This window comes from Microbacterium tenebrionis, from assembly GCF_903645325.1.
In the GTDB taxonomy this organism is placed as follows: domain Bacteria; phylum Actinomycetota; class Actinomycetes; order Actinomycetales; family Microbacteriaceae; genus Microbacterium; species Microbacterium tenebrionis.
Genome location: NZ_CAHJXQ010000021.1, coordinates 1 through 8,437, shown reverse-complemented (window position 1 = coordinate 8,437; position 8,437 = coordinate 1). Strand labels below are relative to the sequence as shown.

The 8,437-nt window shown below is 67.1% G+C and carries 6 protein-coding genes and 1 tRNA gene; 1 reads left to right on the top strand and 6 read right to left on the bottom strand.

Features of this window, described 5'->3' with window-relative positions:
- The 4 genes from HWX58_RS14780 to HWX58_RS14765 all read right to left on the bottom strand — a co-directional run.
- Nucleotides 1-349, bottom strand: a 349-nt coding sequence (locus HWX58_RS14780; protein ID WP_175989031.1) for an enoyl-CoA hydratase/isomerase family protein, incomplete at its 3' end; no start/stop codon positions are given.
- Between the two features lie 50 nt (nucleotides 350-399).
- Entirely contained in the window at nucleotides 400-894 is a 495-nt protein-coding gene (locus HWX58_RS14775; RefSeq protein WP_175989029.1) for an FBP domain-containing protein, read from the bottom strand.
- A gap of 81 nt (nucleotides 895-975) precedes the next feature.
- Nucleotides 976-1,057, bottom strand: a tRNA-Tyr gene (locus tag HWX58_RS14770).
- Between the two features lie 87 nt (nucleotides 1,058-1,144).
- Nucleotides 1,145-2,062, bottom strand: coding sequence for a PfkB family carbohydrate kinase (locus HWX58_RS14765; protein ID WP_175989027.1), 918 nt, complete (start codon nucleotides 2,060-2,062; stop codon nucleotides 1,145-1,147).
- A gap of 37 nt (nucleotides 2,063-2,099) precedes the next feature.
- On the opposite strand from HWX58_RS14765, the gene HWX58_RS14760 reads away from it, so the two are divergent.
- The gene (locus HWX58_RS14760; protein ID WP_175989026.1) at nucleotides 2,100-2,693 is read left to right on the top strand and encodes a hypothetical protein; all 594 of its coding nucleotides are present in this window, start codon (nucleotides 2,100-2,102) and stop codon (nucleotides 2,691-2,693) included.
- Between the two features lie 69 nt (nucleotides 2,694-2,762).
- Here HWX58_RS14760 and rpoC read toward each other — a convergent pair whose 3' ends face one another.
- Together rpoC and rpoB are read right to left on the bottom strand one after the other, a co-directional pair.
- On the bottom strand, nucleotides 2,763-6,638 hold the full coding sequence (gene rpoC, locus HWX58_RS14755; RefSeq protein ID WP_175989024.1) for a DNA-directed RNA polymerase subunit beta': 3,876 nt from the start codon (nucleotides 6,636-6,638) through the stop codon (nucleotides 2,763-2,765).
- Nucleotides 6,639-6,679: 41 nt separating this feature from the next.
- The coding region (gene rpoB, locus HWX58_RS14750) for a DNA-directed RNA polymerase subunit beta (protein ID WP_175989022.1) at nucleotides 6,680-8,437 on the bottom strand (1,758 nt) is incomplete at its 5' end.

The window sequence follows — 8,437 nt, the reverse complement described above, 5'->3', positions numbered from 1 at the left end:
GCGCATGTCCGTCCGACGGCACGGTTGGGAACGACGGCGTCGTCTCATGGGCCGGGTAATAGCTCTGCACCGGCGTCTGCTGTGTCGGATAGCCGGTGTAATACGCGTTCCAGTCCGGCGAGCCGTCTCCCATGGTGGAGGCCATCTCGATCACGTCGCCGCCGGCGCAGAAGGCGGGGCCTGTGGCATCCAGGATGATCGCCCGCACGTCGCCTCGGGACGTCGTCTCGGCTGTGGCATCCCGCCACGCGTGGGCGAGCTCCGACCCGAAGGCGTTGAGGCGGGTGGGACGGTTGAGCGTGAGGCGGGCAAGCCCCTCATCGACCGAGAACTGGATGGCATCGCTCATGGGCATCTCCTTCGAAGCGCGGACTTCGCCAGCCTAGCCAGAACGTGCACTCAGTCCGTGTCCTGTTGTACCCGAGCGACAAAGCCCTCCATACGGCGGCGCGTTCCGTCCAGCCGCATGTCCACCTGACCGGCGGCGCGGATCTCGTTCGGGGCGAGTGGATGCGCGAGCCGCACGTTGTCGTGGCAGGACAGGTCGGCGCAGATGTAGGTGCCGACGCCGTCGCCGCGGCGACCTGCCTCACCGGTCTTGCGCGCGGTGAACAGGGCGACCTGGCTGCCCGGCTGCATCGTGTGGCAGATGTTGCACATGCCGTTACGGCTGCGACCGGGGTCGCTCGCGCGAACGACGACGCCGATCACCTCGTCACCGGACTGCACGAGGATGCACCCGCGCTTGCTGGACGCCGGATCCCGCCAGGCGAGGAAATCGTGGAAGTCCCAGTCGACGAGCAGGAAGTCGTGCGGCATCTCGATCATCCGCAGCTCGTCGTCGGTCGCGTTGATGAAGGCCGCACGGACGTCGGACTCGGTGAGCGCTCGCATCGCCCCAGTCTATGAACTCCCGCATGGCTCGATAAACGAATTGAGCGCCACCCCGTACGGGGCGACGCTCGATTCGTTCGGTGGCAAGTGAGGGATTCGAACCCCCGAAGTCTAAGACGGCTGATTTACAGTCAGCTCCCTTTGGCCGCTTGGGTAACTTGCCGAGTGCACACCCGTCCAGCTTGTACAGCCAACCGGGGGCGCGAGTATCCATCATACCTGCGCGACGCAGGTGGAAGAAATCGAACGATCAGCTGCCGCGGACGCCGCGTTCCCCGCCGTCGAGCGACTCGGGAGTCCGCAGCAGGCCGCCCTCGGCGCGGCACGTCGCGGCCGCCACATCCATCGCCGCCTCGAGCAGCCGCTGCCACTCGACGGCATGCCCCGGGCGGGCGGCGACCATACCTGCGGCGACGGCGGCGAGCGTCGCATCCCCCGCACCGACCGTGTCCACGACGGGTCCGGGCAGCGCTGAGATCGGCGCCGTGAAGATCCCGGCATCCGCCTCGAGCACCGCACCCTCGCGGCCTGCCGTCGCGAGAACAGCTCCTGCGCCGAGCCCGCGCAGTCGCGCCCGCAGCGCGTCGAGATCGCCGTCGTACAGAAGGGCGGCGTCATCCGCACCGACCTTGACGACCGCGGCACCGGCGACGATCCTCTCGAACCCGCGCACGAACTCCGCCCGGTCGGCGAGCATGCCGGCCCGCGGGTTCGGATCGATGGCGACCTGCGCCCCTGCGAGGGCATCGACGAGAGCATCCACCTCGGCGACGCGGTCGAACGGGAAGCAGCTGATCACGGCGAGATCAGCGGTCCCGATCGCCTGCAGCGCCTCTTCGCCGTATCGGATGCTGCGCTGCTGCGCCGCATCGTTGAACACGTAGGTCGGCTCGCCGTCGCGGTTGCGGCGCACGATCGCGCGCGACGATCCGAGCGGAGACGGGCTGCTCACCAGAATCACACCGTGGTCGGCGAGGTACTCGCGGATGTGCGCGCCGGGCTCGTCGTCGCCGACCATCGCGATGAGCGTCGTAGGAATGCCGAGACGCCGGAGTCCGACCGCGACGTTGAGCGCGGCCCCGCCGACGAGCTCGCGCACTCCCCCGGCGTCGTGGATCTCGTCGATGAGCGCGTCGCCGATGACGACGACGGAGGATGCGTGGGGCATCCCATCATTGTCTCGTACCCGCGCTACCTTGTGACCCATGGACGCCACACGCATCGTCACCGCAGCCGCCGCGCTCCTGCTCGCCGCCGGCCTCGCCGGGTGCGGCGGTCCACCCTCCGGCGAGTCCGCGTCGCCATCGGAGTCTCCTGCGACCGAGACTCCTGAGCCTGCGGCATCCGCAACCCCGGATCCGACCGCGACCCCGACGGCCGAAGCGATCCCGATTCCCGATGACTGCCGTGCGATCCTCTCCGACGACGTGCTCGCCCAGCTCGACGGCATCCCGTTGAATGACCCGGCGTTCGGCGCCACGGGCATCCAGCCTGACGGCTCGCTGATCTGCGCGTGGGGCGACCCGGCCGCCGACACGACGGGCCTCACGACGACCATCTCGCACCTGAACCGGGGCCCGGCGCTCGATCTGCTCAACGAGCTCGCCGATGACGAGGACTTCGTCTGCTTCACGCCCGACAAGGGCATCCGCTGCGAGAAGACCTGGCCCAATGAGAACTATCCGGTCACCGATGGCCGCACGCTCTTCTGGCGCGAGGACGTGCTGATCGACACCCGGTACTCGAACCTCGCCCCGAGCGGGTACACCGCGAGCATCGTCGCGCACCTGTTCGACTAGCTGACGTGCCGACGTACGGCGAAGGCCCCGCCCCTCCGAAGAGGTGCGGGGCCTTCGCGGCGTGCGGGATCAGTTATACGTACCCGGGGTCACGTCATCCGTCGAGAACGCGTCGAAGTCGACGTAGCCGAACTCGCCCTCGGCGTACGCGCCGTCGGATGCGAAGATCCGGTTCGGGTAGCGCTCGCTCTTGGCCTCTTCCGTGGCCTCGACCGTGACGTTGCGGTACTTCGACAGACCGGTTCCGGCGGGGATGAGCTTACCGATGATGACGTTCTCCTTGAGACCGACCAGCGGGTCGCGCTTGCCCTGCATCGCAGCCTCGGTGAGCACGCGGGTCGTCTCCTGGAACGAGGCGGCCGACAGCCACGACTCGGTCGCCAGAGACGCCTTGGTGATACCCATCAGCTCCGAGCGGCCGGACGCGGGGCGCTTGCCCTCGGCCACAGCCTCGCGGTTGATCTGCTGGTAGCGCTTGAGGTCGACCATCTCACCCGGCAGCAGGGTCGTGTCGGCGTGGTCGACGACGGTGACCTTGCGGAGCATCTGACGGACGATGACCTCGATGTGCTTGTCGTGGATCGGCACACCCTGCGAGCGGTAGACGCCCTGGACGCCGCCGACGAGGTACTTCTGCACCTCGCGGGCACCCATGACGCGCATGACCTCCTTGGGGTCGAGCGTGCCGACCTGCAGGGGCTGACCGACCGTGACGTGCTGGCCGTCCTCGACGAGGAGCGTCGCACGCTTCAGCACCGGGTAGACGACCTCTTCATCACCGTTGTCGGGCGTGAGGATGACCTTCTTGGCCTTCTCGGTCTCGTCGATCGTGATGCGGCCGTCGGCCTCGGCGATCGGCGACGCGCCCTTGGGGGTACGCGCCTCGAAGAGCTCCTGCACACGGGGCAGACCCTGGGTGATGTCGTCAGCCGAGGCCGAACCACCGGTGTGGAAGGTACGCATCGTCAGCTGGGTACCGGGCTCACCGATCGACTGGGCGGCGATGATGCCGACGGCCTCGCCGATGTCCACGGTCTTGCCGGTCGCAAGAGAGCGGCCGTAGCACTGCGCGCAGACGCCGACAGCGGAGTCGCAGGTCAGCACGGAGCGGACCTTGATCTCCTCGACACCGAGCTCGACGAGCTTGTCGATGAGCACGTCGCCCACGTCGTCGCCGGCCGAGGCGAGGACCTCGCCCGACTCGCTGACGACGTCAGCGGCCAGGGTACGGGCGAACACCGAGTTCTCGACGTTCGCGTCGCGCACCAGCTCGCCCTGCGAGTTCGGAGCGGCGATCGGGAGCGCGAGGCCCTTCGACGTGCCGCAGTCCTCTTCGCGGATGATGACGTCCTGCGAGACATCCACGAGGCGACGGGTCAGGTAGCCCGAGTCGGCGGTGCGCAGAGCGGTGTCGGCCAGACCCTTACGGGTACCGTGCGTCGCGATGAAGTACTCCGCCACCGACAGACCCTCGCGGTACGAGGAGATGATCGGACGCGGGATGATCTCACCCTTGGGGTTGTTCACCAGGCCGCGCATACCCGCGATGTTGCGGATCTGCAGCCAGTTACCGCGAGCACCCGAGGACACCATGCGGTTGATGGTGTTGTCGGCCGGGAAGTTCTCGCGCATCGCGGCCTGGACCTCGTCGGTCGCCTCGGTCCAGATCTTGATGAGCTCCTGACGACGCTCGGCGTCGGTGGTGAGACCCTTCTCGTACTGCGACTGGACCTTCGCGGCCTGCTTCTCGTAGCCGGCGACGATCTCCTTCTTGTTCGGAGGAGTGAGGATGTCGCTCAGGGCGACGGTCACACCCGAGCGCGTGGCCCAGTAGAAACCGGCGTCCTTGATGCGGTCCAGCGTCGCAGCCGTCTCGACCTTCGGGTACTCCTCGGCCAGCTTGTTGACGATCTGCGAGAGCTTGCCCTTGTCGGCGGGCTCGCGCACGAACGGGTAGCCCTTCGGCAGCGTGGCGTTGAAGATCGCCTGACCCAGCGAAGCGTCGACGAGGCCGTGCTTCTCGTAGCCCTCGGGAGCCTGGCCCTCGAGGAAGGTCAGACCGGGGATGCGGATGCGGATCTTCGCCTGCAGGTCGAGGGTTCCCTCGTCCTTGGCCAGGATCGCCTCGGAGACCGAGCCGAACGCGCGACCCTCACCGGCAGCGCCCTCCTTGACCGTGGTCAGGTGGTGGAGGCCAATGATCATGTCCTGCGAGGGCAGGGTGACCGGGCGTCCGTCCGACGGCTTGAGGATGTTGTTCGACGCGAGCATCAGCACGCGGGCCTCGGCCTGAGCCTCGACCGACAGCGGCAGGTGCACGGCCATCTGGTCGCCGTCGAAGTCGGCGTTGAACGCCGCGCAGACGAGCGGGTGCAGCTGGATGGCCTTGCCCTCGACGAGCTGCGGCTCGAACGCCTGGATGCCGAGACGGTGCAGGGTGGGTGCACGGTTGAGCAGCACGGGGCGCTCGCGGATGATCTCCTCGAGCACGTCCCAGACCTCGGGACGCATGCGCTCGACCGAGCGCTTCGCGGCCTTGATGTTCTGCGAGTGACCCAGGTCGATCAGGCGCTTGATCACGAACGGCTTGAACAGCTCGATCGCCATGGTCTTGGGAAGACCGCACTGGTGCAGCTGCAGCTGCGGGCCGACGACGATGACCGAACGGCCCGAGTAGTCGACGCGCTTTCCGAGCAGGTTCTGACGGAAACGGCCCTGCTTGCCCTTGAGCATGTCGCTGAGCGACTTCAGAGCACGGTTTCCGGTGCCCGTGACGGGGCGACCGCGGCGACCGTTGTCGAACAGTGCGTCGACGGCCTCCTGCAGCATCCGCTTCTCGTTGTTCACGATGATCTCGGGGGCACCGAGGTCGATCAGGCGACGAAGACGGTTGTTGCGGTTGATCACGCGGCGGTACAGGTCGTTCAGGTCACTGGTCGCGAAGCGTCCACCGTCGAGCTGGACCATCGGGCGCAGCTCCGGCGGGATCACCGGGACGACGTCGAGGACCATGGATGCCGGCGACATACCGGTCTCGAGGAACGAGTTGACGACCTTGAGGCGCTTGATCGCACGGATCTTGCGCTGACCCTTGCCCTCGGAGATCTGCAGGTGCAGGCTCTCGGCCTCAGCCTGCAGGTCGAAGGCGGCCAGGCGCCGCTGGATCGACTCCGCACCCATGTAGGCCTCGAAGTACTGACCGAAGCGGTCCTGCAGCTCGTGGAAGACGTCGTCCTCCGGGCGCAGGGCGCCGACCTCGAGCGTGCGGAAGTCCTCCCACACGCGCTCGAGCTTGGCGATGGCGTCGTCTGCGCCCTTGCGCAGCTGCGACATCTCCTTCTCGGCGGCGTCCTTGACCTTCTTCTTGGCGTCGGCCTTGGCGCCCTCGGCCTCCAGGGCCGCGAGCTCCTCCTCCAGCTTGGACATGCGCTCGGCGATCTTCGCGTCGCGACGGTCCGCGAGCGTCTTCAGCTCGAGGCGGATGTTGTTCTCCTGCGTGGCCAGGTCACGGTGACGAGCATCCTCGTCGACCGAGATGACCATGTACGCGGCGAAGTAGATGACCTTCTCGAGGTCCTTCGGCGCCATGTCGAGCAGGTACCCGAGGCGCGACGGGACGCCCTTGAAGTACCAGATGTGGGTGACGGGTGCGGCGAGCTCGATGTGGCCCATGCGCTCACGACGGACGGAGCTCTTGGTGACCTCCACGCCGCAGCGCTCGCAGACGATGCCCTTGAATCGGACGCGCTTGTACTTGCCGCACGCGCACTCCCAGTCGCGGGAAGGTCCGAAGATCTGCTCACCGAACAGACCGTCCTTCTCGGGCTTGAGGGTGCGGTAGTTGATGGTTTCGGGCTTCTTCACCTCACCGTAGGACCATCCGCGGATGTCCTCTGCGGTGGCCAGGCCGATGCGAAGCTCGTCGAAGGTGTTTGACTCGAGCACTAGTTCTCCTGTGTCTCAATAAGAATTCGTTATCGGCCGGATCAGATCTCGTCGATCGAGGCGGACTCGAATCGGCTGGAGATGTTGATACCGAGCTCCTCGGCGGCGCGGAACGCCTCATCGTCGGTGTCGCGGAGGTTGACCGCCGTGCCATCGGCCGAGAGGACCTCGACGTTCAGGCAGAGCGACTGCATCTCCTTCATGAGCACCTTGAACGACTCGGGGATGCCGGGCTCCTGGATGTTCTCGCCCTTGACGATTGCCTCGTACACCTTGACGCGGCCGAGGATGTCGTCGGACTTGATCGTGAGGAGCTCCTGGAGCGCGTATGCCGCACCGTAGGCCTCGAGGGCCCACACCTCCATCTCACCGAAGCGCTGTCCGCCGAACTGCGCCTTACCACCGAGCGGCTGCTGGGTGATCATGGAGTACGGACCGGTCGAACGGGCGTGGATCTTGTCGTCGACCAGGTGGTGCAGCTTCAGAATGTACATGTAGCCGACCGAGATCGGTGCCGGGAACGGCTCACCCGAGCGGCCGTCGAACAGCTGGGTCTTGCCCGAGCGGTCGATGAGGCGGTCGCCGTCGCGGGTCGGCAGCGTCGAGTCGAGGAGACCGGCGATCTCCTGCTCCTCTGCGCCGTCGAACACGGGGGTGGCGACCTTCGTGCCGGGTGCTGCCTCGCGAGCGGCGTCGGGCAGGTGCACGGCCCACTCCGGGGTGCCCTCGACCTTCCATCCCTGCTTGGCGATCCACCCGAGGTGGGTCTCCAGCACCTGGCCGAAGTTCATTCGACCAGGGATGCCGAGCGGGTTCAGGACGATGTCGACCGGGGTTCCGTCGGCGAGGAACGGCATGTCCTCGACCGGAAGGATCTTGGCGATGACGCCCTTGTTGCCGTGACGGCCGGCGAGCTTGTCACCCTCGGTGATCTTGCGCTTCTGGGCGATGTAGACCACGACGCGGCGGTTGACGCCCGAGCCGAGCTCGTCGTCGCCGTCTTCGGCGTTGAACTCCTTGACGGCGATGATCGTGCCCTGCTCGCCGTGCGGCACCTTCAGCGAGGTGTCGCGGACCTCGCGGCTCTTCTCGTTGAAGATCGCGCGGAGCAGGCGCTCCTCGGCCGACAGCTCGGTCTCGCCCTTCGGCGTGACCTTGCCGACGAGGATGTCGCCGGGGCGGACCTCGGCGCCGATGCGGATGATGCCGCGCTCGTCGAGGTCCTTCAGCAGCTCGGGGCTGACGTTGGGGAGGTCACGGGTGATCTCCTCCTTGCCGAGCTTGGTGTCGCGGGCGTCGACCTCGTACTCCTCGATGTGGATCGAGGAGAGGGTGTCGTCCTTCACCAGGTCCTGGCTGAGGATGATCGCGTCCTCGAAGTTGTAGCCCTCCCACGTCATGAACGCGACGAGCAGGTTCTTGCCGAGCGCGAGCTCGCCGTTCTCGGTGGCGGGGCCGTCGGCGATGACCTCGCCGGCCTCCACGCGCTCACCGGCCGAGACGACGACCTTCTGGTTGTAGGACGTGCCCTGGTTCGAGCGGTCGAACTTGCGCAGGTGGTACTCCTGCGTGCCGCCCTCGTCGAGCTGCACGACCACGCGGTCGGCCGAGACCTCGGTGACGACACCGGCCTTGTCGGCGGTGAGCACGTCACCGGCGTCGATGGCCGCGTAGCCCTCCATACCGGTTCCGACCAGCGGCGAGTCGCTGCGCAGCAGCGGCACGGCCTGACGCTGCATGTTGGCGCCCATGAGCGCGCGCTGAGCGTCGTCGTGCTCGAGGAACGGCACGAGCGAGGT

Excerpts from the sequence above, each read along its gene's own strand:
- HWX58_RS14765 (WP_175989027.1), bottom strand. The coding sequence starts at position 2,062 with ATGCCCCACGCATCCTCCGTCGTCGTCATCGGCGACGCGCTCATCGAC.
- HWX58_RS14760 (WP_175989026.1), top strand. The coding sequence starts at position 2,100 with ATGGACGCCACACGCATCGTCACCGCAGCCGCCGCGCTCCTGCTCGCC.
- HWX58_RS14775 (WP_175989029.1), bottom strand. The coding sequence starts at position 894 with ATGCGAGCGCTCACCGAGTCCGACGTCCGTGCGGCCTTCATCAACGCG.